Source organism: Cupriavidus sp. USMAHM13 (assembly GCF_001854285.1).
GTDB classification, from domain to species: domain Bacteria; phylum Pseudomonadota; class Gammaproteobacteria; order Burkholderiales; family Burkholderiaceae; genus Cupriavidus; species Cupriavidus malaysiensis.
Map to the genome: position 1 here is coordinate 3,722,419 of NZ_CP017751.1, position 25,885 is coordinate 3,748,303.

A 25,885-nucleotide genomic window follows, 5' to 3' on the forward strand; every position below is an offset into this window, starting at 1 on the left:
AAATCGTAATAAACTGGCCTCATATCTCAAACTAATAAGAAGTTGTTTGTTTATACGAGCCGAGTTATATGAATCTGCACCAGTTCCGCTTTGTGCGTGAGGCGGTCCGGCAGAACTTCAATCTGACCGAGGCCGCGAAAGCGCTCTATACATCACAACCAGGCGTCTCCAAAGCCATCATCGAGCTGGAAGAGGAGCTGGGTGTCGATATCTTCACCCGCCATGGCAAGCGCATCCGCAGCCTGACGGAGCCGGGCCGGCGCATCCTCGCCTCGGTGGAGAAGATCCTGCAGGAGGTGGAAAGCCTGAAGCGCGTCGGCAAGGACTACGCTGCCCAGGACCAGGGCAACTTCACCATCGCGACCACCCATACCCAGGCCCGCTACGCCCTGCCGCGCGTGATCGCCGAGTTCACCAAGCGCTACCCCAAGGTGCGGCTGTCGATCCAGCAGGGCAACCCGGCCCAGATCGCCGACATGGTGCTGCACGACCAGGCCGACCTGGCCATCGCCACCGAGGGCATCTCGGCCGACAAGAACCTGGTCTCGCTGCCCGGCTACCAGTGGCAGCACATCGTGGTGACGCCGCCGGACCATCCGCTGCTGGAGAAGAAACACCTGGCGCTGGAAGACCTGATGGCCTACCCGCTGATCACCTACGACCCCAACTTCGCCGGCCGGCCCAAGATCGACAAGGCCTTCGAGCTGCGCCACCTGCAGCCGGACATCGTGCTCGAAGCGATCGATGCCGACGTGATCAAGACCTATGTGGAGGTCGGGCTCGGCGTGGGCATCGTGGCGGGCGTCGCCTTCGACCCCGAGCGCGACCGTAACCTGCGCGGCATCCCGGCCGGCCACCTGTTCGGCACCAATGTGACGCACCTGGCAGTCAAGCAGGGCGCCTACCTGCGCAGCTTCGTCTATACCTTCATCGAACTGTTCTCACCGACGCTGAACCGCAAGCTGGTGGAACAGGCCATGTCGGGCGAGCACGAGGCCTACGAGCTCTGATTCCACCGGGCGGCGGCCGCCCGGCCCGCCCCTGGTTTTTGCGCACACTTCATCACTTCATGACCCAACGCATTTCCCTAGGCATTCACACCGGCGCGCCCGCAGGCCGCCTGCAGGAGTCCCGCCGATGAACACGCCGCAGCTGATCCACTGGACCGAGGACGGCGCCGAACACAACGCCCGCTGGCGTTCGGAGGCCGGCATGCCGGCGCCGCGCCGCGTGGTCGTCGCCGACGACACCACCAGTGCCGATACCGCCTACCAGCTGGCCTGCGAAGGCACCGCCCTGCTCTGGCGCGGCGACTTCCAGAATGCGCGCCAGCTGTTGCAGGCCATGGCGCGCCGCGCCGACAAACCCAAGAAGGCGCATCGTACCCGGGCCGCCAAGTCGGCCCGGGCGGACACGCCGCCCGCGCCTGCCGAAGCCTTCCACCTGCATCGCCTGGCACAATCGCAGCGGGCACGCACGCTGGGCATGCTGCTGCTGCCCTTCGAGGCCGGCCACGTGCTGCCGCTGCGGCGCGCGCCCGATGTGCGCCAGGCGTGCAGCGAGGCCTACGGTGAGGCGGATGCTCCCTACGTCGCTTCGCTGCGCGAGCTGCAGGGCCTGATCGGCGCCCACGAGTGGCGCAAGAAGGGGGTCGAGATCCCGGCGCTGGGCGCGCGCATCCATCCGTACTACGGGGTGTTCTCGCCGGTACGCGGCGAGTACATCGACCTGGCCGCCAAGGCACCGCTGCCGGCCGGCGCCGAGGCGCTGGCCTTCGACATCGGCGCCGGCACCGGGGTGCTGGCGGCCCTGCTGGCCCAACGCGGCGTGCGCCGCGTGGTGGCCACCGACCAGGATGCGCGGGCGCTGGCCTGCGCCCGCGACAATATCACCCGGCTGGGCCTGGGCAAGCAGGTGGAAGTGATCGAGGCCGACCTGTTCCCGCCGGGGCGCGCGCCGCTGGTGGTATGCAATCCGCCCTGGGTACCGGCGCGGCCCAGTTCGGCCATCGAACATGCCGTCTACGATCCCGACAGCCGCATGCTCAAGGGCTTCCTGGCCGGGCTGGCGGCTCATCTCGAAGCGGGCGGCGAAGGCTGGCTGCTGCTGTCGGACCTGGCCGAGCACCTGGGACTGCGCACGCGCGAAGAACTGCTGGGCTGGATCGACGCCGCCGGACTGCAGGTACTGGGCCGGCTGGAGATCCGGCCGCGCCACCCCAAGGCGGCCGACCAGGCCGATGCGCTGCACGCGGCACGCAGCGCCGAAGTCACCTCGCTCTGGCGGCTGGGCGCGCGCTAGCGGCGTTGCCGCCGCCCGGGGCCGCGGCCGATGGCCAGGCCCGGGCCCAGCCTGCCGGGATCCTGCCCGGTGGGGTGACGAAACCGCCCCGCCCGCTCCTCGCCGGCATGGGGCACCGCTGCGCGCCCTATCCTGGAGATACTTCCCCCGACCGAATGGAGCGCGACATGAGCTATATCGAAGGATTCGTCGTCCCCGTCCCCACCGCCAACCGCGAGATCTACCGCAAGATGGCCGAGGATGCCGCCGTGGTGTTCAAGGACCACGGCGCGCTGGGCCTGGTCGAATGCTGGGGCGATGACGTGCCGGAAGGCAAGCTGACCTCCTTCCCGCTGGCGGTGCAGCGCAAGGCGGACGAGACCGTGGTGTTCTCGTGGATCACCTGGCCCTCGCGCGAGGCGCGCGACCGGGGCATGCGCGCGGCCATGGAAGATCCCCGCCTCAAGCAGCAGCAATCCATGCCATTTGATGGCCGGCGCATGATCTTCGGCGGCTTCGAGGTTATCGTCGACGCCTAGCCGTCGGCGACTGCCTGCGACGACCGCCGGCTCCCCCGGCACGCCCCGGATGGCGTGCAAGGCCCACCCTCGGCTATCCTCTTCCGGCAGCAACGCGCAGCCACAAGCAACCACAAGCGCCCGCCGCGCCGGCCCGCGGCGCACGGGCCGACAAAACAGACCGAAGAGGAGACCCGCATGCCCCGTCCCGCCGTCCGCCGCGCCCTGCTCGCGGCTGCCCTGAGCCTGGCCGCCGCCGTGCCCGCCCGCGCCGACATCCGCGTCGGCATCGACGTGTCCACCACCGGCCCGGCCGCCTCCATCGGCATCCCGTCCAAGAACACGGTGCTGATGTGGCCGGCCACCCTGGGCGGGCAGAAGGCGCAGTACATCGTGCTGGACGATGCCTCCGATCCCGCCGGCGCGGTACGCAATGTGCGCAAACTCATCTCCGAGGACAAGGTGGACGTGATCGTCGGCCCCAACATCACGCCGACCGCGCTGGCGGCCCTGGACGCGGTCTCGGAAGGCGAGACGCCGATGGTGGCGCTGGCGGCGTCGGCCGCCATCGTCGAACCGCAGAGCGATCCCAAGCGGCGCTGGGCGTTCAAGATGCCGCAGAACGACTCCCACATGGCCACCGTGCTCACCGAATACATGAGTAACCACGGCATCAGGACGGTCGGCTTCATCGGCTTCAACGACGCCTACGGCGAAAGCTGGTGGCGCGAGTTCTCCAAGCTGGCCGAGGTGCGCAAGATCAAGGTGGTGGCCAACGAGCGCTTCTCGCGCAACGACACCTCGGTAACCGGCCAGGTGCTCAAGCTGATGGCGGCCAATCCCGACGCCATCCTGATCGCCGGCGCCGGCACGCCCTCGGTGCTGCCGCAGAAGACGCTGGGCGAGCGCGGCTACAAGGGCCGCGTCTACCAGACCCACGGCATCGCCACCTGGGACTTCCTGCGCGTGGGCGGCAAGGACGTCGAGGGCACGCTGTTCCCCACCGGCCCGGTGGTGGTCGCGCGCCAGCTGCCCGACAGCCATCCGGTCAAGAAGGTGGCGCTCGATTTCGCCAAGCGCTACGAGGCCCGCTACGGCGCCGACAGCGTGACCCAGTTCGCCGGCGACGCCTGGGGCGCCTGGATGCTGCTGGACGACGCCGCGCGCCGCGCCCTCAAGAGCGGCGCCCAGCCGGGCACGCGCGAGTTCCGCCAGGCCATGCGCGATGCCATCGAAAGCACCGCTGGCCTGACCATCCCCAACGGCGTGATGAACATGAGCGCCAACGACCACCAGGGCTTCGACCAGCGCTCGCGCGTGATGGGCGTGATCCGCGACGGCAAGTTCGCCTACGCCGCCGGGCAATGAGCCGGCCGCGCCGCCGGGCGCGCGGCACATGCCACAATGCGGCACCGCAGGCGCTGCGGGCGGCCGTGCGGGCCGCCGCGCACCCTTCCCGCAACCCCCGGATCAAGGATTTCCCGACATGACCACCGCCGCCTTCATCGGCCTCGGCGCCATGGGCACGCCCATGGTGCGCCACCTGCTTGCCGCCGGCCACTCCGTGCGCGCCTTCGTGCGCCGTCCCGAGGCCGCCGAAGCGGCCCGCGCACTTGGCGCCGAGCCGTTCTTCGCACCGGCCGAGGCCGCCCGGGGCGCCGCCGTCGTCTTCACCAACGTGACCTCGTCCGAGGACGTGCGCGCCGTACTGCTCGGCGCGCAGGGTGTTGTCGAAGGTGCGTCCACCGGCACCATCTGCGTCGACCACAGCACCATCTCGCCGATCGTCACGCGCGAGATCGCCGTGCAGCTCGCCGAACGCGGCATCGAGGCGCTCGACTGCCCGGTCTCGGGCGGCACCGCCGGCGCCGAGGCGGCCAGCCTGACCATCATGGTGGGTGGCAAGGCCGAGGTCCTGGAACGCGTGCGCCCGTTGCTGGCGCTGCTGGGCAAGACCATCACCCATATCGGCGACCATGGCGCAGGCCAGGTGGCCAAGCTGTGCAACCAGATCGCCCAGGTGGTCAATATCGAGGGCATCGCCGAAGCCATGCGCTTCGCGCGGGCCCAGCAGGTCGACACCGGCCGCGTGCTGCAGGCGATGGCCACCGGCATGGCGGGCAGCCGCATGCTCGACCTGTGCGGCCCCAAGATGGTCGCGCAGGACTTCCGCGCCGGCATCGAGGCCAGGCTGCACGACAAGGACTTCGGCCTGGCCGGCGACATCGCCGCCGAGCTGGGGCTGGCCCTGCCGGCCATGCAGGCCACCGCCGGGCAGCTCGCCAGGTTGATGGACAGCGGCTGGGGCAAGGATGACACCTCGTCGCTGCTGCGCGTGCTCGAACTGGACACGGCGCCGAAGCGGGGCTGAGTGGCACGCGGAAGCGCAGCGTGCGGCGGTATCCGGCGCGATAATCCGCCCATGTCCCCTCCTTCGCCCCGCTTCCGCCCATGGTAGTCAAGCGACACCTGCGCGCCGGGCACGACGCGCAGCAGGGCCCGCCGCTTGCGGCGGCGCCGGCGGCGCCGGCCAGCTGTCCGCTGTGCGGCCGGCTGCTGGTGCCCGGCCCCAGCACCGACCTGCACCACCCGGTGCCGCGCAGCCAGGGCGGGCGCGAGGTGGTCGAGATGCACCGGGTCTGCCACCAGAAGATCCACTCCGTCTTCAGCGAAGCCGAGCTCGCCGCCACCTACCACGACTGGAGGCGCCTGCGCAGCCACCCCGCCATCGCCGACTTCATCCGCTGGATCGCCCGCAAGCCGCCGGAGTTCTACGACCGCAGCCGCACCACGCTGGCACGGCGCGGGCGCTAGGCCCGCCCCCGGCTTCTGTTGTGGGTCCAGGCGAAATCGGGCATAATCCCCGGCTCGGCATGGCACCAGCGTGGTGCCGACAGCCACCGCCCGGGTGGTGAAACAGGTAGACGCAGGGGACTCAAAATCCCCCGCCGCAAGGCGTGCCGGTTCGAGTCCGGCCCCGGGCACCAGAATCCAGGCCCTTCCGCAAGGAAGGGCCTTTTCATTGGCGCCCTCATCATTGGCGGCCTCATCATTGGTGCCTTGATCGGCACGCCGGCCGCCTCACAGCGGCCCGGGCAAGGCCTTCAGGCCGATCCACATGGCGCCGATGACCACGTTGATCGGCACGCTCAGGACGCCCGGCACGTAGAAGACGGCCGACAGCCCCGGCGCGCTCAGCATCAGTTCGACGAAGCCACCCAGGGCGTAGCACAGCAGCCCGCAGCCCAGCCATCGCCGCATATAGGTCGGCAGCCAGCGTGACTGCGACTGGTTGAAGCGCCAGGCCGCGGAGCGCTCGAGCAGGTTGCCGCGGCTGGCGTCCTTGAACAGCCAGCTGAAGAAGAAATAGCGATACAGCAGGGTGCGGAAGGCAAGGTCTTGCATGATGGCTCCTTGGGGCCGGACACCCATGGCGTTGCCGCCACGCATCCGCACCCGCGCCGACACGCCGCCCGGCCGTGCAGGGCCCGGGGGGCGGCCCCTGGAGATGGCGCGGACGCGCCCATCCCGATCGCTTGCAGGATCGCGGCGGCCCGTGCATCCCGCCGCTTGCCGCAAGACGATGGCAGCGTGCCCGCGCCAGGCTCCGGCGGGCCCGAGCCTGGCCGCCGCGGGCATGCCGCTGCCTCGTATGCTTCAGCCTATCAAGGATTTGCCGCCTCGGCGGGCTTGGTTACAGGATGCGGGGCACGCCCCCCGGCCTGCACCACGAGCGCGCATGAAAAAGGCCCTTGCCAGGCAAGGGCCCTGCTCCGGCCTGGCGCGCAGCGGCCGCGCCGGCGCCCTCAGCGCGCCCGGCCCGGCTCGGTGATGGCGCTGTAGACCAGCGTGCGCAACTGACGCCGCACCGGATAGGCGGACGAAGGCAGCAACTGGGTCAGGAACAGGCCGATCAGGTCCTCCTTGGGGTCCACCCAGAAGAAGGTGCTGGCCGCTCCGCCCCAGAAGAAATCGCCCTCGCTGCCCGGGATCAGCGTGGTGGCCGGGGTCACCGTGGTGGCGAAACCGAGGCCGAAGCCGACGCCGTCATAGGTGGCTTCGCTGAACATCGAGCGCGACATGCTCGGCAGGTCGGCGCCGCCGGGCAGGTGGTTGGCCGTCATCAGGGCCAGCGTCTTCGGTCCCAGCAGGCGCACCCCATCCAGTTCGCCACCCTGCAGCAGCATGCGGGCGAAGCGCATATAGTCGGCCGCGGTCGAAACCAGGCCACCGCCGCCGGAGACGAAGCCGGGTGGCTTCAGATAAGGACTGGTGCGGGGATCGTCCTGCAGCACCGGCCCCTTGTCCGACAACACCTTCGAGCCCAGCGCGCCGACCGCGTAACAGGCGCAGAAGCGCGCGGCCTTCTCTTCCGGCACGTGGAAGGCGGTGTCGATCATGCCCAGGGGATCGAAGATGCGCTCCTTCAGGAAGGTCTCGAACGGCATGCCGCTGACCTTGCCGACCAGGTAGCCCAGCACGTCGGTGGAGACCGAGTAGTTCCAGGCTTCGCCGGGCGAGAATTCGAGCGGCAGCGTGGCCAGCTTCTCGATCATCTCGTCGAGGGTACCGGCGGTGGCCAGCTCGCCCAGCTTGAGCTTGCGGTAGGCGGCATCGACGTTGGAGTTCTGCTGGAAGCCATAGGTCAGGCCGGAGGTGTGGCGCAGCAGGTCCACCACCAGCATGGGACGGGCCGCCGGGCGCGTCTGGAAGCTCTCCATGAAGCCGCCCGCGTACACGCCCAGGTTCGCCCACGCGGGAATGTACTTGCTGACGGGATCGTCCAGGGCGATCTTGCACTCCTCGACCAGCATCATGATCGCCACCGAGGTGACGGGCTTGCTCATCGAATAGATGCGGAAGATGGAATCCTCGGCCAGCGGCACCTGGCGCTCGCGATCAGCCAGCCCCAGCACCGAATTCAGCGCCAGTTCACCGCGCCGCCATACCTGGACCAGGGCGCCGGGGAGCTTGCCGCTGGCGACATAGGCGTCGTCGATGAAACGTTCGATCCGGCCCAGCCGCTCGCGGGACATCCCTTGCGTTTCCCTGCCTTGCATATCCATGTCTCCTCCATATCCTTGCCTTCACGCCCTCGCCGCCGGCACCGGCGCGGGTGCCGGCGTGGTACGGGCCGCCCCTTGCGGTGCACGCGGCGGCCCGTCCCGCGTGCATGGCACGCAGTCGCGAGGACACCGTTGATGCGAATGTGAATGCGAGCGGGCGGATCGCCGGCCGTTGCGCACCCCGCCATCATGACATCGGCAGCCCTCCCGCGCCAAGCGCGGCGCGAGCGGCACCGCGACGGTGCATGCGCGCGGCCTGGGAGGCGGAGGGGAATCGCCCGTTGGGCTGCCGCGGGACAGTGGCGGCAGGCGGCCCGCCGATGCGGTCGAAAGGGCTGACCCAGGCAATGCAGCCGATGGAGCCGATGGAGCCGATGCGCCGGGATGCCGCCGCCGGCAGGTGAAGGACCGCTCAACCCCGCAAATTCTCGACAGTCCTCCGGGCTGCCCCGGCGGCCGGCTCTCGGGCCGGCTCACCGGCCCCGCCTGCCTTGACGGCGGCGGAACCGCAACCTGTCCGACCTGCCTTGCCCGATGTCGGCATCCCGGCGCGTTGCCAGTATGCGCAGGGCCGGTCCTCAGGTAAAGCAAGGAAAGCTGATGGCATGCACAAGACCTCCTTATGCGAGGGGACGGCAACGCGCGCCCTGCGCGGTCGCCGCCCCGCCCGCAGGGCAGGGTCCCGGCGCGATCTCCGGCCTTACTTGCCTTCGACGAAGGCCAGCATGGTGCCGAGCATGTCGCGCAGCACCGGCTGCAGCGCAGTGGCGCGCGGCGCGTCGTAGGCGAAGGGGTATTGCTCGCTCATATAGGCACACTGCGCCAGTTCGAGCTGCACGGCATGCACGCCTTGCTGCGGCTGGCCGTAGAAGCGCGTGATGTGGCCGCCCTTGTAGCGGCCGTTGAGCACTGCGGTGTGGCCCGGCACGGCCTGTGCGATGGCCAGCAGGCGATCGGCCAGGCCCTTGTCGCAACTGGCGCCGTTGGCGCTGCCCAGGTTGAAGTCGGGCAGCCTGCCCTCGAAGAAGCGCGGCAGCACCGAGCGGATCGAGTGCGCTTCCCACAACGCCACGGTGCCATGCTCGGCGCGCAGGCGGGCCAGTTCTCCGGCCAGCGCGGCATGATAGGGATGCCAGACCGCATCGCGGCGCGCGGCGATCTCGGCGTCGTCCGGGCCGGCGCCCGTACCGGCGTAGACCGGCGTCTTGTCGAAAGTATCGACCGGGCACAGGCCGGTGGTGTCCTGCCCGGGATAGAGATTGGCGTTGTCGGGCGGACGGTTCAGGTCGATCACATAGCGCGAGTGCGTGGCGGCCAGGATGGAGGCGCCCATCTCGCGCGCGAAGTCGTACAGGCGTTCCAGGTGCCAGTCGGTATCCGGCACGGTGCGCGCCTCGTCGGTGAAGCGCTCGGCCAGCGCAGCCGGCACGTAGGTGCCGACGTGCGGCATCGACACCAGCAGCGGACGCGTGCCACGGTGCAGCGTGAAAGCGGGCTTGTCGGTGGAAAAGAGAGGCTGGGTGGACATCTTGTTCTCGGTGGAGTGCGGCGGCCCGGAGGCCGCCGCGGCCGGTTTCAGTCGGTCAGCAGGCCGGCGCGCGCGGCGGCGAAGGCACGGCCGGCCTCCGCCTGCAGCGGGTGGACGCCGTGCCGCACGCGGCTGCGGCCGGCGGTGCGGACGTCCGCTAGTGTCTCATGACCGTGGTTGGCGAACACATGGGCCGCCAGTGCCTGCGCCCCGCCCAGCCCGGCCAGCGCCGGGTGCGCGCCATCCAGCACGACGAAATCGGCGCGCTGGCCCGGAGCCAGCCCCGCCACGGAGCGGCCGGCCGCCCGCGCGCCGCCGGCGACGGCCTCCAGGTAGAGGCGGTCCGCCACCTGGGGATGGGTCTCCGATGCGAGCACGTTGCGCCGCTGCAGCGCCAGGCGCTGGCCATACTCGAACAGGCGCAGTTCCTCGGCCACGCTGACGCTGGCATGGCTGTCCGAGCCGATGCCCCAGGCGCCGCCCTGCGACAGGTAGGGGGCCGCGTCGAACACACCGTCGCCCAGGTTGGCCTCCGTGGTGGGGCAGATGCCGGCCACCGCGCCGCTGTGGGCCAGCCGGCGGCGCTCGTCCCAGTCCATGTGGGTAGCGTGCACCAGGCACCAGCGCGCATCGACCTGGGCATGCTCGAACAGCCAGTCGACCGGACGCGCGCCGGTGGTGGCCAGGCATTCATCGACCTCGCGCTGCTGCTCGGCGATATGGATGTGGACCGGCGCTTGCGCATCCAGCGCATGCAGGCCCGCCACGGCCTCGGCCAGCGCCTGCGGCGGCACCGCGCGCAGCGAATGCGGCGCCAGCCCCAGGCGCGCGCGGTCGCCATCGCACTCGCCTGCCAGCCGCTGCAGCAAGCCCATCATGGCATCGGTGCCAAGCAGGAAGCGGCGCTGCTCCGGCAGCGCCGGCCTGCCGCCGAAGCCGGCGGTCTGGTACAGCACCGGCAGCAGCGTGATGCCGATGCCGGCGCGCTCGGCCGCGCGCAGCAGGCGCAACGACATCTCGGCTGGGTCGGCATAGGGCTGCCCGTCCGGATCGTGATGAACGTAGTGGAACTCGCAGACGCTGGTGTAGCCGGCGCGCAGCATCTCGACATAGAGCTGGGTGGCGATGGCCTCCAGCGCCTCGGGTGTCAGGCGCAGCGCGAAGCGGTACATCAGCGTGCGCCAGCTCCAGAAGGAATCGTCGCTGCCGGTGCGGTGCTCGGTCAGTCCGGCGAAAGCGCGCTGGAAGGCGTGCGAATGCAGGTTGGCCATGCCGGGCAGGACCGCGCCCGCAGCGAGCGGCACGCCGGCCGGCGCGGCCACGCCGGCCTGCACCGTGCTCAGGCGGCCGGCCTCGTCCCAGGCCAGCAGCACATCGCGCGCCCAGCCGGACGGCAGCAGGGCGTCGGCGGCGAACAGCCGCTGTTGCGCGACCTGGCTCATGGGCGGCCTCCGTTGAAGTCGGCGCCCGCGGCCGGGAACACACGGCCCTGGCGCACCACTGCCGCCAGCGGGTTGCGGCCGAACCAGTAGGCCAGTTCGGCCGGCGTGCCGATGCGCCACAAGGCGAAATCGGCCACGCGCCCGGGCGCCAGCAGGCCGTGGCGGTCTGCGGCGCCGAGCGCGCGGGCCGCGTGGACGGTCACGCCGGCCAGGGCCTCGGGCACCGTCATGCGGAACAGGGTGCAGGCCATGTTCATCATCAGCAGCAGCGAAGTGACCGGCGAAGTGCCGGGGTTGTGGTCGGTGGAAACCGCGATCGGGACACCGTGGCGGCGCAGGGCATCGATCGGCGGCAGGTGGGTGTCGCGCAGGAAATAGTAGGCGCCCGGCAGCAGCACGGCCACCGTGCCGGCCTCGGCCATGGCGGCCACGCCCGCCTCGTCCAGATGCTCGAGATGGTCCGCCGACAGCGCGCGATGACGCGCGGCCAGCGCGGCGCCACCGAGGTTGCTGAGCTGTTCCGCGTGCAGCTTGACCGGCAGGCCGTGGCGCGCCGCGGCCGCGAACACGCGCTCGGTCTGTGCCGGCGAGAAGCCGATCGATTCGCAGAAGGCATCGACCGCGTCGACCAGGCCCTCTGCGGCCAGCGCCGGCAGCATGGTGTCGCAGACCAGGGCGATGTAGTCGTCGGCACGCCCGGCATACTCGGGCGGCAAGGCATGGGCGCCGAGGAAGGTGGTATGCACGCTGACGCCGCAGGCCTCGCCCAGGCGGCGCGCCACGCGCAGCTGCTTGCGCTCGGCCTCCAGCGACAGGCCGTAGCCCGACTTGATCTCGAGCGCGGTGACGCCTTCGGCCAGCAGAGGCTGCAGGCGCGCGGCGGACTGGGCGAACAGTTCGTCCTCGGTGGCCTCGCGGGTGGCGCGCACCGTGGAGACGATGCCGCCGCCGGCGCGGGCGATCTCGGCATAGTCGGCGCCGGCCAGCCGCATGGCGAACTCGTCGGCGCGCTGGCCGCCGTAGACCAGGTGGGTGTGGCAGTCGACCAGGCCGGGCGTGATCCAGGCCTGCCCGGCATCATGCCGGGTCAGTCCGGCGAAGGCCGGCGGCAGCGCCGCGGCCGTACCCAGCCAGGCGATGCGCCCGTCCTGCACCACCAGCGCGCCATCGCGGATGGCGTGCGCGGGATCGCCGTCGGGCAGCAGGTGGCAACTGTGCCAGACGCCGTCCGCGGACGGCGCCGTGCGGATGCTGGGCAGGATCATGTTCAGCTCTCCGTCTCCGGTTCGGGTTCCATTGTCAATTGCAGGCACAGCGGCACGCCGGGCGCCTGCGCCGGGTCGGCAGGGTCAGGGCGCAGGGCGAGACGGCCTGACCGGCTGCCGCCGGCGAGAAGCCAGCCGGAACCGGCCGCCAGCTCGAACGCGGCGGTCGACGCCTGCGGCGCGGCGCCGTCTTCACCGGCGGCAAGCCAGCGGCCGGCCACGGCCAGCAGCAACACTGCCTGCGGGCCGCCGTCCAGCGCAAAGGGCCCCCGCCGCGGCACGAGGCGCGCGCGGCAACGGCCGCGCCGGGTCATCACATTGAAGTCGCGCGTGGCGCCGTCGACCAGGGTGGCCTGCACGCCGGTCTCGCCGCAAAAAGCGAAGGGCTCGCCGGCGTCGGTCAGCGCATGGTCGAAGCTGCCGTCGTCGGCGCACAGGCGCACGCCGGCGCCGGACAGCAGCACGATCTGGCGGTCGATGCCGGGGAAGGCCGAGAACGGACCGTCGGCGGCGATATCGGCCACGCTGACGCGCCAGTCGAAGTCGTCCATGCCGGCCCCGGGCGGCCACACGGCGATCTCGCGCGTGAGGCCGCCGCCGTTCTTCCACGGCGTCGCGGCAATGTCCGCCAGCGCGAAGACGCGCGGCGGCGCGGCCCCGGGCATGCTCATGCGCCCTTCACCATCGGCAGGTCGAGGCCCTTCTCGTGCGCGCAGTCGATGGCGATGTCGTAGCCGGCGTCCGCATGGCGCATCACGCCGGTGGCCGGATCGTTCCACAGCACGCGCGCCAGGCGGCGGTCGGCGGCCTCGCTGCCGTCGCAGACGATGACCACGCCGGAATGCTGGGAGAAGCCCATGCCGACGCCGCCGCCGTGGTGCAGGCTGACCCAGGTGGCGCCGCCGGCGGTGTTGAGCAGGGCATTGAGCAGCGGCCAGTCGGAGACGGCGTCGGAACCGTCGCGCATGGCCTCGGTCTCGCGGTTGGGGCTGGCCACCGAACCGCAGTCGAGATGGTCGCGGCCGATCACCACGGGCGCCTTCAGCTCACCCTTGCGCACCATCTCGTTGAAGGCCAGGCCGGCGCGGTGGCGCTCGTCCAGGCCGACCCAGCAGATGCGCGCCGGCAGGCCCTGGAAGGCGATGCGCTCGCGCGCCATGTCGAGCCAGCGGTGCAGGTGCGTGTCCTCGGGGAACAGCTCCTTCATCTTCGCGTCGGTCTTGTAGATATCCTCGGGATCGCCGGACAGCGCCACCCAGCGGAACGGGCCCTTGCCGCGGCAGAACAGGGGACGGATGTAGGCCGGCACGAAGCCGGGGAAGTCGAAGGCATTCTCGACGCCTTCGTCGAAGGCGACCTGGCGGATGTTGTTGCCATAGTCCAGCGTGGGCACGCCCATCTGCTGGAAGGCCAGCATGGCCTTCACGTGGGCGACGATGGAAGGCCGCGCGGCCGCCTCCACCGACTTGGGATCGGCCTTGCGTGCCGCCTCCCACTGCGCCACCGTCCAGCCGACGGGGAGGTAGCCGTTGACCAGGTCGTGCGCCGAGGTCTGGTCGGTGACGATGTCGGGGCGCATGCCGCCGGCCTGGGCACGTTTGACCAGTTCGGGCAGCACCTCGGCGGCATTGCCCAGCAGGCCCACGGAGATGGCTTGCTTGTTGCGGGTGGCCTCGGCGATCATGGCCAGCGCCTCGTCGATGCTGGTGGCCTTCTTGTCCAGGTAGCGGGTGCGCAGGCGGAAGTCGATGCTCGACTCCTGGCACTCGACGGCCAGCACGCTGGCACCGGCCAGCACGCCGGCCAGCGGCTGCGCGCCGCCCATGCCGCCCAGGCCGGCGGTCAGGATCCACTTGCCCGACAGGTCGCCGCCGAAATGCTGGCGGCCGGCCTCGACGAAAGTCTCGTAGGTGCCCTGCACGATGCCCTGCGAGCCGATGTAGATCCACGAGCCGGCGGTCATCTGGCCGTACATCATCAGGCCGGCGCGGTCGAGCTCGTTGAATTTGTCCCAGGTGGCCCAGTGCGGCACCAGGTTGGAGTTGGCGATCAGCACGCGCGGCGCGTCGGCATGGGTCTTGAACACGCCGACCGGCTTGCCCGACTGCACCAGCAGCGACTCGTCCTCGCCCAGGCGGCGCAGGGTGTCCAGGATGGCGTCGAAGCACTCCCAGTTGCGCGCGGCCTTGCCGATGCCGCCATAGACGACCAGGTCCTGCGGCCGTTCCGCCACTTCGGGATCGAGGTTGTTCTGGATCATGCGGTAGGCGGCTTCGATCAGCCAGTTGCGGCAGTGCAGCTGGCTGCCATGCGGCGCGCGGATCTCACGGGGTCCGCGCTGGGTGACGGCATGCTGGAAGAGTTGCTCGTTGGCGTTCATCTGGGGCTCCTTTGATAGGGCGGCCGCGACAGCCTCGCGGTGCCTGTATGTTCCTGTATATACAGGTTAAACCAAATCGTCCGGTGAATCCATGCCACCGGCGGAAAATCCGTCTAGGGGTCTACCCGGAGTCTGGCGTCCTGGATCGCAAATTCGTCACAAATCCGCGGAATCGGGACACCGGCCGGGCATCACCCGAAAGCCGGATTGCCCTCGGCGCGGAAACGGCTGCCCAGGCGGTAGCGGTTGCCGGGATGCAGGCAGCGCACGAAGGTCACCGGCGTGCCATGGGTCCAGGTGCGCCGCGTCAGCAGCAGGCAGGGCTGGGCCGGCGGCATGTCCAGCAGGGCCGCCTGCTCGGGGGTGGCCGAAATCGCGTCGACCACATGCTCCACTTCATCGTAGGGCACGTGCCGCAGCAGGTACTCGCCCGGCTGGGTCTGGCTGAAATCCTGGCTGATGAAGGCCGGCGCCAGGCGCGGATTGACATAGCGGTCTTCGAGCTGCACCGGCACGCCGTCCTCGCGATGCACGCAGACCGAGTGGAAAACGGATTCGCCGGTGTGCAGCTCGAGCGCCGCCGCCACCTCGATCGAGGCCGCCACCCGTTCGACCAGCACCACGTCGCAGGCGTAGTCGTGGCCGCGCATGCGGATCTCGTCCTGCAGGTTGACCACCGACAGCAGCGTCGACTGCGGCCGGTGCTCGGCCACGAAGGTGCCCACACCGGCCACCCGCACCACCCTGCCCTGCTCGGCCAGTTCGCGCAGCGCGCGGTTGGCCGTCATGCGCGACACATTGAACTGGTTGACCAGTTCCTGTTCGGAAGGCACGCGGTCGCCCGGCCGCCACGCGCCGCTCTGGATCTGGCGCGCGATGTATTCCTTGACCTGCTGGTAGCGGGCAGCGGGCGCGGCTTCGTGCTGCGCGCGCGACGGGCGCGCATTGGCGCCGGCGGTTTGGTTCATACGTTCAATGCTCGGCCGCGGCCAGGGCCTCGGCACGGATTTCCTCGGTTAGCCGGGCCTTCAGGGTAGAGAACTCCGGCGAGGTCTTGATGGTGTAGTGGCGCGGATGGGGGAAATCCACCGCGATCTCGCTCTTGATCCGACCCGGCCGCGCGGAGAAGACCGCGACCCGGTTGGCCATGAAGATGGCCTCGTCGATATCGTGCGTGACGAATAATACCGTCTTGCGCGAGGCCTCCCATATCCCGAGCAGCAGTTCCTGCATCAGCACGCGCGTCTGGTTGTCGAGCGCGCCGAAGGGTTCGTCGAGCAGCAGGATCTTGGGGTCGTTGGCCAGCGCCCGCGCAATCGCGGTGCGCTGCTGCATGCCGCCCGAGAGCTGCTTGGGGAAGTGCTGCTCGAAGCCGCGCAGGCCAACGCGCTGGATGAAGAAGTCGCTGCGCTCGCGCTGCTCGGCCTCGCTCATGCCGCGCTCACGCAGGCCGAAGCGCACGTTCTGCTCGATGGTCAGCCAGGGAAACAGCGTGTAGGACTGGAACACCATGCCGCGGTCGGCGCCCGGGCCCACCACCGGCTGGCCGTCGAGCAGCACGCGCCCGCCGGAAGGCGAGTCCAGGCCTGCCACGATGCGCAGCAGGGTCGACTTGCCGCAGCCCGAAGGCCCGAGGATGGTGACGAAATCGTTGTCGCGCACTTCGAAATCGACCGGCTGCAGCGCCTGCAGCGGCGCGTGGCCGGCGCCGCGCGGGCTCGGGAAACTGCGCGAGACCTGCTGGATGGACAAGGCGCTCATTGGATCGCACTCCAGGGAAAGAGGCGCTGGTTGGCCTGCTTGAAGAACAGGTCCGATACCAGGCCGATGCAGCCGATCACGATGATGCCGAAGATGATCTGGCCGGTATTGAGCAGCGCCTGGCTGTCGGTGATCATGTGGCCGATGCCCGAGGACGAGCCGATCAGTTCGGCCACGATCACGTAGGTCCAGGCCCAGCCCAGCACCAGGCGCAGGATCTCCGCGATCTCCGGCGCGGCGCCGGGAATCAGCACCCGGCGTACGATGCCGCGGCTGTTGGCGCCGAGCGTGTAGGCCGCCTCGACCAGGTCGCGGCGGGCCCCGCCCACCGCCACCGCCACCATCAGCACGATCTGGAAGAAGGAGCCGATGAAGATGACCAGCAGCTTCTGTGTCTCGCCGATGCCCGCCCACAGGATCAGCAGCGGAATGAAGGCCGAGGCCGGCAGGTAGCGGCAGAAGGAGACGAAAGGCTCGAAGAAGGCTTCGGCCGCCTTGTAGGCGCCCATCAGGATGCCCAGCGGCACCGCCAGCACCGCGGCCAGCGCGAAGCCGCCGAGCACGCGCCACACGGTCATGCCGATGTCGCCCAGGAAGCCGTACTGCGTGAACAGCAGCCAGCCCTCGTGCGCCATCGCCAGGGGGTCGGCGAGGAAGGTGCGCGGCACGAAGCCGCCCAGCGTCGCCAGCGCCCAGATGGCGAAGAACAGCACGAAGAAGGACAGCCCCAGCAGCCAGCGCGTGCGCGGCGAGACCGGCACCAGCGGCGCCAGCCACGGATGGCGGCGCCGCACGGACGCCGCCGCGGGCACGGCCGAGGCGGCCAGTGGTGCCGGGGCCGGAGAGGAACCGGTATGCGCTTGCGTCATGGCCTCACCATCCGATCAGCGCAGGAAACGCGCGTCATACAGCGCCGTCACGTCCGGCACCTGGCGGATCACGCCGATCTCGAGCAGTACCGCGGCCGCCTCCTTGCTGAAACTGGCCAGCTCGCCGCCGAAGAACTTGCGGTTGGCCTCGCGGTCCTGCCAGCGCAGGTAGGCGGACGACTTGGCAAACTGCTCACCGGTCTGCTTGACGGCGGCTCCCATGATCTCGTTGGACTTTTCCGGCTCCTTGCGGATCATCTCCAGCGCCTCGAAATAGCTGTCCACCAGCGCCTGGGCCGCCTTGGGATTGTCCTTGAGCCACTTGGGTGCGCAGCCCAGCGTGTCGGTCACCATCGGGTAGTCGAGCGTGGTAGCCAGGATCTTGCCCTTGTCGGGATTCTGGCGCACCGAGGAGAGGTAGGGCTCGTAGGTCATGGCGGCGTCGTTCTGGCCGCTGACGAAGGCCTGCGCGGCCGCCTGCGGCGACAGCGTGACGGTCTTCACGTCCTTCAGCGTCATGCCGTTCTTGCGCAGCATCCAGGCCAGGCCGAAGTAAGGCGCGGTGCCCGGTGCATCGACACCGACCGTCTTGCCCTTCAGGTCGGCGAAGCCCTTGACGTCGGCCCGCACCGCCAGGCCGTCGGCACCATAAGACTTGTCGAGCTGGACGATCTGCGTGATCGGCACGCCGTTGGCATTCCACGCCACATGCGTCTCCACCGTGGTGGCGGCGCACTGGATGGCTCCCGAGGCCAGCGCCAGGTGGCGGTCCTTCTGCGGGATCATCTTGATCTCCACATCCACGCCGTGCTTCTTGAAGATGCCGGCGCGCTCGGCCAGCGTCAGCGGTGCAAAGCCGGTCCAGCCGCTCATGCCCAGCGTCACCGGAGTGTTCTGGGCGTGGGCGGCGCCAGCGGCCGCGGACAGGACGAAGGCCGCGCAGGCGGCACGGCGAAGACTGCGAATTCCCATGGTTGGCTCTCCTAGGCTGGTGTGCGGGCAACGCCGGCACCCCTTCGGGCGGCGTGCTCCGCGGCGGCGCCGTCGCGGCGGCGCCTTCTGTTTCCGGGCAATCTAGCAAGCCTGTATATACAAAACAATTTCGGACTTTCCCGGGTGCTTTTCCGGGAAATAACCGATATGAGCCGAAAGTCATGCTGTATGCGGCACGTATCGTGCACCAGTCCGGCGCTGGCCCTGTGCCCGCGCACCGCTCCGAAGCGCACCGGCACCACGCCAGCTGTGTTGTATAGACAGGAATGGCAAACCCGGCAATCCCAGCAAGAGGCGTGCCCGGCCAGCGCCGGGGGAGGCTCAGGTGCCGAGGAAATCCGCCACCGTGGGGTAACGCAGGCGCACGCGCAGTTCGCGCTTCAGGCGGGTGTTGTCGAGGCGGCGCGACTCGCTCATGAAGCTCAGCAGGCTCGGCTCCACCTGCTCGGCCAGCAGCCGGCGCGTCAGGCGCGGCGGGCGTGGCAGCCCGCGGCGGTCGGCGACGAGATCGAAGTAGTCGCCCATGCGCAGCTCGGAATCGTCGCTGGCGTGGACGACACGCTGGGCCCGGCCGCGGAACAGGGCAGCCACCAGCACGCGGGCAAGGTCGTCGGCATGGATATGGTTGGTGTAGACGTCTTCCTGCGCCACCAGCGCGGGCGTGCCGCGCGCCAGGCGGGCCAGCGGCAGCCGCTCGGCGGCGTAGATGCCGGGAATGCGCACGATGCCGGCCCGCCAGCCGGCGGCGGCACCGAAGCGGCGCACGGCACGCTCGGCCGCTACCCGGCGGCGTGCCCGCGGCGTGGTCGGGCTGAGACGCCGCGTCTCATCCACGCGCGCGCCGCCGAGGTCGCCGTAGACGCCCGAGGTGCTGGCATAGACCAGCGCCGGCCGGGCCGCCCGCCCCGGTTCAAACGCCCGGTGCCCGGCCCGCTCGGGTAGAATACCGGGCTTGCCCCGGCGGGGGGCGCCGGCATGCCGGGCACGCCGCCAGGGACGGCGGCGCAGCACGCCCAGCAGCGCCCGGGTGCGCGGATCGTCCTCGCCCTGCGGCGGCGGCGGCGCCAGGTGCAGCACCCGCCCGGCCAGTCCGCGCAGGCGCGCCAGGCTTGCCGGCCGGTCCAGGTCCGCCACCAGCGGCACGGCGCCGGCCGCGCGCAAGGCGTCGCGACGCCCGGGTTGGGAAGTGACGGCAAAGATGCGCAGGCGCGCCGCCAGCAGTGCGAGGCAGCGCCCCCCCACATCGCCACAACCGACAATCAGCAGGCGCGGGCGCCGCAGGCGCGAAGGCTTAGGATTCTTGCTCATCAAGTGATTATGGCTTATCAAGTTACCGTCATGCCAAGCGGCCGCCAATTCGAGGCGGCAGCCGACGAAACCATCCTGAGCGCGGCCCTGCGCCAGGGCATCGGCCTGCCCTACGGCTGCAAGAACGGCGCCTGCGGCTCCTGCAAGGGCCAGGTGGTGAACGGCTCCGTGGTCCAGGGCGATCACGCCGCTTCCGCGCTGACGCAGCAGGAACAGACCGAAGGCGGTGCCCTGTTCTGCTGCGCCACGGCCAGCTCGGACATCACCATCGAGTGCCGCGAAGTACACGGCGCCGGCGACATCCCTATCAAAAAGGTGCCCTGCCGCGTGGTCGGGCTAGAACGCGCTGCCGACGACGTGGTCGTGGTCCGGCTGCAACTGCCGGCCACCGAGCGCCTGCAGTTCCTGGCCGGCCAGTATGTCGAATTCCTGCTGCGCGACGGCAAGCGCCGCAGCTACTCGATCGCCACCCCGCCGCACGAGGAAGGCCCGCTCGAACTGCACATCCGCCACATGCCGGGCGGCGTGTTCACCGACTATGTGTTCGGTGCCAAGGAAGGTGCGCCGGTCATGAAGGAGCGCGACATCCTGCGCTTCGAAGGCCCGCTCGGCAGCTTCTTCCTGCGCGAGGAGTCGGACAAGCCCATCATCCTGCTGGCCTCCGGCACCGGCTTCGCGCCGATCAAGGCCATCGTCGAGCATGCCGCCTACACCGGCATCACCCGGCCGATGACCTTGTACTGGGGCGGACGACGCCCGCGCGACCTGTATCTGCACGCGCTGTGCGAGAAATGGGCGCGGGAACTGCCCAACTTCCGCTACGTGCCGGTGGTGTCCGATGCGCTGGCCGAGGATCAGTGGCAGGGCCGCACGGGCTTCGTGCACCAGGCAGTGATGGCCGACCACCCGGACCTGTCCGGCCACGAGGTGTACGCCTGCGGCGCGCCGGTGATGGTCAACGCCGCCCGCCGCGACTTCACCTCGACGTGCCGCCTGCATGAGGACGCCTTCTTCGCCGACTCGTTCACCTCGGAAGCGGACCTGCATCCGGCGGGCGACAAGCCGGCCGCCTGAGCGCCCCGGCGCAGGCGCAGGCGTCCCCTTCACGCAACAGCACGGCCGCGATGCCCGGGACCGCCAACATTCGCTTTGACACCCGGGCGCATGCGCCTTATATTTGCCGCCATGAACTACGCAACCAATACCCGACGCAGCTTCCGTACGTCGCTCCCCACCGGGGTGCCGCGCGGCTGACCGTCGACAGCGTCTGTTCAGGTCAACAAGCCACGGGCAACCCCCGTGGCTTTTTGTTTTTGTTTCCGCTTTCTTCCCTGGCTTTCCGCCTCTCCCGACCCACGCCGACCCCTGGAGTCCGCCATGGCATTTGCTGATGAGTTTCCCGTCCAATCCCTGATGTACATCACCAACCGGCCCGAACTGGTCTTCACCGAAGGCAAGGGCTCGTGGCTGACGGACCAGCACGGCAAGCGCTATCTGGATTTCGTGCAGGGCTGGGCGGTCAACTGCCTGGGCCACTCGAACCCCGGCATGATCGAGGCACTGACCAAGCAGGCGCACAAGATCATCAACCCGAGCCCGGCCTTCTACAACGAGCCGATGATCGCGCTGGCCAAGCTGCTCACCGACCACAGTGGCTTCGACAAGGTCTTCTTCGCCAACAGCGGCGCCGAGGCCAACGAAGGTGCGATCAAGCTGGCGCGCAAGTGGGGCCGCAAGCACAAGGACGGCGCCTACGAGATCATCACCATGGACCACAGCTTCCACGGCCGCACGCTCGCCACCATGAGCGCGTCGGGCAAGGCAGGCTGGGACACCATCTTCGCGCCGCAGGTGCCGGGCTTCCCCAAGGCCGAGCTGAATGACCTGGCGTCGGTCGAGGCGCTGATCAACGACAAGACCGTGGGCATCATGCTCGAGCCGGTGCAGGGCGAGGGCGGCGTGATCCCCGCCACGCGCGAGTTCATGCAGGGCCTGCGCGCGCTCGCCGACAAGCACAAGCTGCTGTTCATCGTCGACGAAGTGCAGACCGGCTGCGGCCGCTGCGGCACGCTGTTCGCGCACGAACTGTCCGGCGTGCAGCCGGACATCATGACGCTGGGCAAGGGCATCGGCGGCGGTGTGCCGCTGTCGGCCCTGATGTGCACGGCGGCCGTGGCCAGCTTCGAAGCCGGCGACCAGGGCGGCACCTACAACGGCAATCCGCTGATGACCGCGGTGGGCTGCTCGGTGATCGAGCAGCTGACCGCGCCGGGCTTCCTGCAGAGCGTGCAGGACAAGGGCGCCTACCTGCGCGAACAGCTGCTGGCCCTGTCCGGCGAGTTCGGCCTCGGCGGCGAGCGCGGCGAAGGCCTGCTGCGCGCGCTGGTGCTGAACCGCGACATCGGCCCGCAACTGGTGGAGGAAGCACGCGAACTGCAGCCGCAGGGCCTGCTGCTGAACGCGCCGCGCCCCAACCTGCTGCGCTTCATGCCGGCCCTGAACGTCGAACGCGAAGAGATCGACCTGATGATCGGCATGCTGCGCGGCCTGCTGAAGAAGCTGGCCTGAAGCGCGCCACGCCAAGACCGAGCGTCAAGCACAAGGTCTTGGCTCCCTCTCCCGCAAGCGGGACAGGGAGCAGGCCTGCGGCGGGCGGAAAACCGCCCGCCCTCACTCTCCCAGATACGCCGCCCGTACCTTCGGGTCGTCCAGCATCTGCTTGGCGTCGCCGCTCATGGTGATCAGCCCCGACTCCATCACATAGCCGCGGTGCGCCGCCTGCAGCGCCAGGCGCGCGTTCTGCTCGACCAGCAGCACCGTCACGCCCTGGCCGGAGATGTCGCGCACCACCTCGAAGATCTTCTCGACCATGATGGGCGACAGGCCCATCGAAGGCTCGTCCAGCAGCAGCAGCTTGGGCTGGCTCATCAGCGCGCGCGCCATCGCCAGCATCTGCTGCTCGCCACCCGACATGGTGCCCGCGAGCTGGTTGGCGCGCTCCTTCAGGCGCGGGAAAATGCCGAACATGCGCTCGATGTCGGCCTTGATGCCGGCGTCGTCGTTGCGCGTGTAGGCCCCCATCTGCAGGTTCTCGGTGATGGTCATGCGCGCGAACACTCCGCGCCCTTCCGGCACCATGGCCAGCCCCTGCTTGAGCAGCTGGTAGCTGGGCACGCCCTTGATGGACTTGCCCATGTACTCGACGTCGCCGCCGGCCCAGCCCTGCATGCCGGTGATGGCCTTCATCGTGGTGGTCTTGCCGGCGCCGTTGGCACCGATCAGCGTGACCAGTTCGCCGTCGGCGATCTCCAGGTCGACGCCCTTGACCGCCTGGATGCCGCCGTAGGCGACCTTCAGGCCCGAAATCTTCAGCATTGTCTGTTTCATTTGCCGTCTCCCGCCCTCAATGCGCCGACGCGCCGAGGTAGGCCTCGATCACGGCAGGATTGCTCTGCACCTCCTGCGGCAACCCTTGCGCGATGACCTTGCCGTAGTCCAGCACGGTCAGGCGGTTGCACAGGCCCATCACCAGCTTCACGTCGTGCTCGATCAGCAGGATGGTCTTGCCGTCGCTGCGGATCTTGTCGAGCAGGCCGCGCAACTCGACCTTCTCGGTCGCGTTCATGCCGGCGGCCGGTTCGTCCAGCGCCAGCAGCTTGGGCTCGGTGGCCAGCGCGCGGGCGATCTCCAGGCGGCGCTGGTGGCCGTAGGAGAGATTGCGCGAGGTGAAGTTGGCATACTTGGAGATGCCGACGTATTCCAGCAGATCGTGGGCCATGTCCTCGACCGATTCCTCTTCGCGCCGCACCGAAGGCGGGCGGAAGATGGCACCGAACAGGCCGGCCTTGGTGCGCACGTGACGGCCGACCATCACGTTCTCCAGGGCCGTCATGTCACCGAACAGGCGGATGTTCTGGAAGGTGCGGGCGATGCCGGCCTTGGCCACTTCGTGCACGGCGGTGGGCTGGTAGGGCTGGCCGCCCAGGCGGAATTCGCCCGAGTCGGGTGTGTACAAGCCGGTGATGACGTTGAAGAAGGTCGTCTTGCCGGCACCGTTCGGGCCGATCAGGCCGTAGATCTCGCCCTGCTTGATCTGCAGGCCCACATCGGACAGCGCCTGCAGGCCGCCGAAACGCTTGTTGACCCCCTGCACGGACAGGAGGGTGTTGTCTTGGCTCATCTTGTCCTCCTGTTCAGAAACGGCCCACGTTGCCGGCACGACGCGCCACGGGGCGGTCTTCCTTGCGCGGCGAAGGCCACAGGCCCGCGGGGCGGTACAGCATCACACCCACCATGGCGAGACCGAAGAGCAGTTGACGCAAGACTTCGGCATCGACCAGCACGGTGCCGAACAGCATGTTCTGCACCGGCCCTGCCGTCGCGCGCAGCAGTTCCTGGAAGCCCACCAGCAGGATGCCGCCGAGGATCACACCCGGGATATGGCCCATGCCGCCGAGCACCACGATGGCGAGGACGTAGATGGATTCCCACAGCACGAAGGACTCGGGCGAGACGAAGCCCTGGAAGGAGCCGAACACCGCGCCCGACACGCCGCCGAAGGAGGCGCCCATGGCGAAGGCGAGCAGCTTGATGTTGCGGGTGTTGATGCCCATCGCCTTGGCCGCGATCTCGTCCTCGCGGATGGCCACCCAGGCACGACCGATGCGGGAGTTCTGCAGGCGCAGGCAGATGAAGACGATCACCACCACCAGCGCCACCAGAAGGTAGTAGTACAGGAACACCGGTGTGAGCTTGAGCCCGAAGATCTCGTGCGCCTTGGAGAAATCGAATCCGAACAGGTGGACGGGATCGACCGCGGTGATGCCCTTGGGCCCGTTGGTGATGTTGACCGGGCGGTCCAGGTTGTTCATGAAGATGCGGATGATCTCGCCGAAGCCCAGCGTGACGATGGCGAGGTAGTCGCCGCGCAGCTTGAGCGTCGGTGCACCGAGCAGCACGCCGAAGGTGGCCGCCACCAGCACCGCCAGCGGCAGCACCAGCCAGACGCTGAGGTGCAGTCCGTTGGGGAACAGCTGATGGATCCATTCGAACTGGTTGCTGAGGTGCGGCGAGCCCAGCAGCGCCATCAGGTAGGCACCCACCGCGTAGAAAGCGATGTAGCCGAGGTCGAGCAGGCCGGCGAAGCCCACCACGATGTTCAGGCCCAGCGCCAGCATGATGTAGATCAGCGCGAAATCCATCACGCGGACCCAATAGTTGCCACCGAGCGTCTGCACGATGAACGGCGCGAACAGCGCTACCGCGAGGAAGGCCAGCAGCGCTGCCAGCGTCTTGGCCGGCGTTCGCGACGGCGCGGCTGCCTGCGCGGCGGACGAGGGGATCTGGGTAGTCATGATGCAATCCTCCTCAAGCCCGGTCGGCGACACGTTCGCCCATGATGCCGGACGGACGGAACACCAGCACGATGATCAGCACGATGAAGGCGAACACGTCCTGGTAGTTCGACCCGAACACGCCGTTGGTCAGGTCGCCGATATAGCCGGCGCCGAGCGCTTCGATCATGCCCAGCAGCATGCCGCCGACCATGGCGCCCGCCAGGTTGCCGATGCCGCCCAGCACTGCGGCGGTGAAGGCCTTCAGGCCGGGAATGAAGCCCATGTAGAAGTGCGCGTTGCCGTAGTTCGTCGCCATCATCACGCCGGCCAGCGCCGCCAGCGTCGCGCCGATCATGAACGTGGCCGAGATCACGAAGTTGGGGTTCACCCCCATCAGTCCGGCCACCTTCTGGTTCTCGGCGGTGGCGCGCATGGCGCGGCCCAGCTTGGTGCGGTTGACCAGCGCCAGCAGGCCCGACATCACGATCAGGGCCATGCCGATGATGACGATCTCCTTGCCGGTGATGGTGGCACCGGTCGAGCCGATGTCGATCGGATCGGACGGCAGCAGTTGCGGGAAGGTCAGCGGGTTGCGCGACCAGATCATCATCGCCAGCGTCTGCAGGATGATGGAGACACCGATCGCAGTGATCAGCGGCGCCAGCCTGGGCGCGTTGCGCAGCGGCCGGTAGGCGACCCGCTCGATGGTGTAGGCGACCAGCGCGCAGACCGGCATCGCGACCAGCGTGGCGATCACCAGCATCAGCCAGTCGGGCAGGCCGGGGGCGAATTTCTGCAGGCCGAGGATGACCGACAGCGCGGTCATGGCGCCGAACATCAGGACGTCGCCGTGGGCGAAGTTGATGATGCCGAGAATACCGTAGACCATGGTGTAGCCGAGCGCGATCAGAGCATAGATGCTGCCGAGCACGAGGCCGTTCACGATCTGCTGGATAAGGATATCCATGAAAAGCTCCTACTTCAGCCCCTGGCCTTGCGGCACGGCATGGTGTGGATGCCGGGGGCGATGGTACGTGACGGGTTGGGTAGCGGAAAGTCGATAGCTGGTAAGCGGCCTGCCCTGCGCCGCCCCGGTAAGGGCGGCGCCACAAGGAGCAAGGCTAAAAAAACGGCACCGC

At 69.1% G+C, this 25,885-nt stretch carries 24 protein-coding genes and 1 tRNA gene; 9 read left to right on the top strand and 16 right to left on the bottom strand.

The window, feature by feature from the left end:
• Positions 1 to 68 precede the first annotated feature (68 nt).
• The 7 genes from BKK81_RS16430 (at position 69) to BKK81_RS16460 (ending at position 5,785) form a co-directional block, all read left to right on the top strand.
• Complete coding sequence (locus BKK81_RS16430) at positions 69 to 1,010, top strand: CysB family HTH-type transcriptional regulator (RefSeq protein ID WP_071015093.1); 942 nt, start codon at positions 69 to 71, stop codon at positions 1,008 to 1,010.
• Between the two features lie 127 nt (positions 1,011 to 1,137).
• Complete coding sequence (locus BKK81_RS16435; protein ID WP_071015096.1) at positions 1,138 to 2,301, top strand: methyltransferase; 1,164 nt, start codon at positions 1,138 to 1,140, stop codon at positions 2,299 to 2,301.
• A gap of 167 nt (positions 2,302 to 2,468) precedes the next feature.
• Positions 2,469 to 2,819 (top strand): DUF1428 domain-containing protein, encoded by a 351-nt coding sequence (locus BKK81_RS16440; RefSeq protein WP_071016559.1) that lies wholly within the window; start codon positions 2,469 to 2,471, stop codon positions 2,817 to 2,819.
• 177 nt (positions 2,820 to 2,996) lie between these two features.
• Positions 2,997 to 4,166, top strand: a complete 1,170-nt coding sequence (locus BKK81_RS16445; protein ID WP_071015098.1) for an ABC transporter substrate-binding protein — start codon at positions 2,997 to 2,999, stop codon at positions 4,164 to 4,166.
• 118 nt (positions 4,167 to 4,284) lie between these two features.
• Complete coding sequence (locus BKK81_RS16450) at positions 4,285 to 5,169, top strand: NAD(P)-dependent oxidoreductase (RefSeq protein ID WP_071015101.1); 885 nt, start codon at positions 4,285 to 4,287, stop codon at positions 5,167 to 5,169.
• A gap of 80 nt (positions 5,170 to 5,249) precedes the next feature.
• Positions 5,250 to 5,612, top strand: coding sequence for an HNH endonuclease (locus BKK81_RS16455; protein ID WP_071015103.1), 363 nt, complete (start codon positions 5,250 to 5,252; stop codon positions 5,610 to 5,612).
• 88 nt (positions 5,613 to 5,700) lie between these two features.
• Positions 5,701 to 5,785: transfer RNA gene (locus BKK81_RS16460), tRNA-Leu, on the top strand.
• Between the two features lie 94 nt (positions 5,786 to 5,879).
• On the opposite strand, the gene BKK81_RS16465 is transcribed toward BKK81_RS16460, so the two are convergent.
• The 12 genes from BKK81_RS16465 to BKK81_RS16520 form a co-directional block, all read right to left on the bottom strand.
• Entirely contained in the window at positions 5,880 to 6,203 is a 324-nt protein-coding gene (locus BKK81_RS16465) for a hypothetical protein (RefSeq protein WP_071015106.1), read from the bottom strand.
• A gap of 401 nt (positions 6,204 to 6,604) precedes the next feature.
• A complete protein-coding gene (locus tag BKK81_RS16470; protein WP_071015109.1) occupies positions 6,605 to 7,864 on the bottom strand; it encodes a serine hydrolase domain-containing protein in 1,260 nt (419 codons plus the stop codon).
• A 700-nt stretch (positions 7,865 to 8,564) separates the two neighbouring features.
• Entirely contained in the window at positions 8,565 to 9,392 is an 828-nt protein-coding gene (hutG, locus tag BKK81_RS16475) for an N-formylglutamate deformylase (protein ID WP_071015112.1), read from the bottom strand.
• Between the two features lie 47 nt (positions 9,393 to 9,439).
• The gene (locus BKK81_RS16480) at positions 9,440 to 10,834 is read right to left on the bottom strand and encodes a formimidoylglutamate deiminase (protein ID WP_071015114.1); all 1,395 of its coding nucleotides are present in this window, start codon (positions 10,832 to 10,834) and stop codon (positions 9,440 to 9,442) included.
• Positions 10,831 to 12,099: an imidazolonepropionase gene (gene hutI, locus BKK81_RS16485; protein WP_071015117.1), complete on the bottom strand. Its 1,269-nt coding sequence runs from the start codon at positions 12,097 to 12,099 to the stop codon at positions 10,831 to 10,833. The genes BKK81_RS16480 and hutI overlap by 4 nt, the downstream gene beginning before the upstream one ends.
• Positions 12,100 to 12,101: 2 nt before the next feature.
• The gene (locus BKK81_RS16490) at positions 12,102 to 12,770 is read right to left on the bottom strand and encodes a HutD/Ves family protein (protein WP_083384140.1); all 669 of its coding nucleotides are present in this window, start codon (positions 12,768 to 12,770) and stop codon (positions 12,102 to 12,104) included.
• Positions 12,767 to 14,479 (bottom strand): urocanate hydratase, encoded by a 1,713-nt coding sequence (gene hutU, locus BKK81_RS16495; RefSeq protein ID WP_071015120.1) that lies wholly within the window; start codon positions 14,477 to 14,479, stop codon positions 12,767 to 12,769. The genes BKK81_RS16490 and hutU overlap by 4 nt, the downstream gene beginning before the upstream one ends.
• 191 nt (positions 14,480 to 14,670) lie before the next feature.
• Entirely contained in the window at positions 14,671 to 15,447 is a 777-nt protein-coding gene (gene hutC, locus BKK81_RS16500) for a histidine utilization repressor (RefSeq protein WP_071015122.1), read from the bottom strand.
• A 4-nt stretch (positions 15,448 to 15,451) separates the two neighbouring features.
• Positions 15,452 to 16,240 carry an ABC transporter ATP-binding protein gene (locus BKK81_RS16505; protein WP_071015125.1) on the bottom strand — a complete coding sequence of 263 codons (789 nt, stop codon included), beginning with the start codon at positions 16,238 to 16,240 and terminating at the stop codon, positions 15,452 to 15,454.
• Complete coding sequence (locus BKK81_RS16510; RefSeq protein WP_071015127.1) at positions 16,237 to 17,109, bottom strand: ABC transporter permease; 873 nt, start codon at positions 17,107 to 17,109, stop codon at positions 16,237 to 16,239. The genes BKK81_RS16505 and BKK81_RS16510 overlap by 4 nt, the downstream gene beginning before the upstream one ends.
• A 15-nt stretch (positions 17,110 to 17,124) precedes the next feature.
• The gene (locus BKK81_RS16515) at positions 17,125 to 18,081 is read right to left on the bottom strand and encodes an ABC transporter substrate-binding protein (RefSeq protein ID WP_071015130.1); all 957 of its coding nucleotides are present in this window, start codon (positions 18,079 to 18,081) and stop codon (positions 17,125 to 17,127) included.
• Between the two features lie 342 nt (positions 18,082 to 18,423).
• Positions 18,424 to 19,410, bottom strand: a complete 987-nt coding sequence (locus BKK81_RS16520; protein WP_071015132.1) for an NAD-dependent epimerase/dehydratase family protein — start codon at positions 19,408 to 19,410, stop codon at positions 18,424 to 18,426.
• 9 nt (positions 19,411 to 19,419) lie between these two features.
• Between BKK81_RS16520 and BKK81_RS16525 the strand changes: the two genes are divergently transcribed.
• A complete protein-coding gene (locus BKK81_RS16525; protein WP_071015135.1) occupies positions 19,420 to 20,484 on the top strand; it encodes a CDP-6-deoxy-delta-3,4-glucoseen reductase in 1,065 nt (354 codons plus the stop codon).
• Between the two features lie 303 nt (positions 20,485 to 20,787).
• Positions 20,788 to 21,978: an acetylornithine transaminase gene (locus BKK81_RS16530; RefSeq protein ID WP_071015138.1), complete on the top strand. Its 1,191-nt coding sequence runs from the start codon at positions 20,788 to 20,790 to the stop codon at positions 21,976 to 21,978.
• Positions 21,979 to 22,080: 102 nt separating this feature from the next.
• Here BKK81_RS16530 and BKK81_RS16535 read toward each other — a convergent pair whose 3' ends face one another.
• The 4 genes from BKK81_RS16535 to BKK81_RS16550 are packed head-to-tail and all read right to left on the bottom strand — an operon-like array spanning position 22,081 to position 25,713.
• The gene (locus tag BKK81_RS16535; protein ID WP_071015140.1) at positions 22,081 to 22,797 is read right to left on the bottom strand and encodes an ABC transporter ATP-binding protein; all 717 of its coding nucleotides are present in this window, start codon (positions 22,795 to 22,797) and stop codon (positions 22,081 to 22,083) included.
• 16 nt (positions 22,798 to 22,813) lie between these two features.
• A complete protein-coding gene (locus BKK81_RS16540; protein WP_071015143.1) occupies positions 22,814 to 23,590 on the bottom strand; it encodes an ABC transporter ATP-binding protein in 777 nt (258 codons plus the stop codon).
• Between the two features lie 13 nt (positions 23,591 to 23,603).
• Positions 23,604 to 24,764, bottom strand: a complete 1,161-nt coding sequence (locus BKK81_RS16545; protein ID WP_071015144.1) for an ABC transporter permease subunit — start codon at positions 24,762 to 24,764, stop codon at positions 23,604 to 23,606.
• 13 nt (positions 24,765 to 24,777) lie between these two features.
• Positions 24,778 to 25,713, bottom strand: coding sequence for a branched-chain amino acid ABC transporter permease (locus tag BKK81_RS16550; protein ID WP_071015147.1), 936 nt, complete (start codon positions 25,711 to 25,713; stop codon positions 24,778 to 24,780).
• Positions 25,714 to 25,885 lie beyond the last annotated feature (172 nt).